This window comes from Paraciimarium castrense LEGE 11436 (assembly GCF_056633055.1).
Genome location: NZ_JBSJOW010000016.1, coordinates 1 through 1361, shown reverse-complemented (window position 1 = coordinate 1361; position 1361 = coordinate 1). Strand labels below are relative to the sequence as shown.

The 1361-nt window shown below is 64.1% G+C and carries 1 protein-coding gene and 1 pseudogene; both read left to right on the top strand.

Annotation, left to right across the window (positions count from 1 at the left end; all coding sequences use genetic code 11):
• Nucleotides 1-23: 23 nt before the first annotated feature.
• Nucleotides 24-251: pseudogene (locus tag ACWJIO_RS13835) on the top strand (hypothetical protein); the annotation flags it as partial.
• 36 nt (nt 252-287) lie between these two features.
• Nucleotides 288-1361: AMP-binding protein (locus ACWJIO_RS13830; RefSeq protein WP_480314374.1), on the top strand; the 1074-nt coding region annotated here is incomplete at its 3' end.

Below are 1361 nucleotides of genomic sequence, written 5' to 3'. Positions count from 1 at the left end.
GCCGGAACCCGCTGGTGCAGGTGATGGTGCAGCTGCTGGAGCTGCCGGATTCCTCCCTGAACAGTCTTGAAGGATTGGAGCTAGAGGCGCTTTCAAGCACGCGTGATGTCTCAAAGTTTGATCTGTCGTTCCAGTTCAGCCGCCCGGCGGATCAGGGCCTGAGCGGTTTGATCGGTTATGCCAGTGATCTCTATGAATTCGAGCAGATTGAGCGTTTGAGCAACCACCTGGAGGTGTTGCTCAGATCGGCTTCACGAACTCCTGATGCGCCAGCCTCGGCAGCCACATTGCTGCCCGAGGCAGAGCTGAAGCTGATCGAGAGCTGGCAGCAGGGCCCCGAGAGCGAGCAGCCTGATCTTTGTGTGCATGAGCTGTTCCAGCAGCAGGTGAAGCGCACGCCCGATGCCATCGCCCTTGTGTATGAGGAGCAGGAGCTGAGCTATGCGGAGTTGGATGAACGCGCCACCGCGCTGGCGGCACAGCTGATTTCCCTTGGTGTGGAAGCTGAGTCGATCGTGGCGCTGAGCCTGGAGCGATCGGCGGAGCTGATTGTGGCGCTGCTGGCCATTTTGAAGGCCGGTGGTGCCTATCTGCCGCTGGAAACGGATTGGCCGGCGGAACGGAAGCGCCGGCTGCTCAGCGAGGCGGGCTGCGAGGTGTTGATCAACCGGGAGGGGCTGAGCCGAGTCCGACCGGGCTCAGACAAGCCTGCTCCAAGTTCAGACTCACCTCTGGCCTACGTGGTCTACACCTCGGGCTCCACGGGCGTACCCAAAGGCGTGGCGGTGTCCCACAGAGCCATCGTGCGCCTGGTGGATCCGGTCAATGGCTTTCATCTCGCTGCGGGCAGCGCGGTGCTGCAGCTGGCACCGCTGGCTTTCGATGCAGCCACCTTCGAGATCTGGGGACCGTTGCTCAACGGCGGCAGGGTGGTGCTGGCGCCTCCAGGGAGGCTGGCCCTGATGGACCTGGCGGCCTTGCTGCAGAGCCGTGGGATCACCACCATGTTCCTCACAGCACGGTTGTTTGAATCGCTGGTGGAGAGCGAGCTGGACGCGCTGGCGGGGGTGCGGCAGGTGCTGGCCGGTGGAGAAGTGCTCGGCCTGCAGCCCGTGCGGGCCCTGCTCGACCGCTTCCCGCCCGGCCATGAGCTCATCAATGGCTACGGCCCGAGTGAAAGCACCACCTTCACCTCATGCCACCCCATGGCTGCGGCAACCCATGTCGGCCCTGGCGCGGTGCCCATCGGACGCCCGATCGCGAGGACGACGGTGCGGGTTCTCGATCCCTGCGGCCAGCCCTGTGGGATCGGCATTCCTGGAGAACTGCACATCGGCGGGGCGGGCTTGGCACGTGGCTAT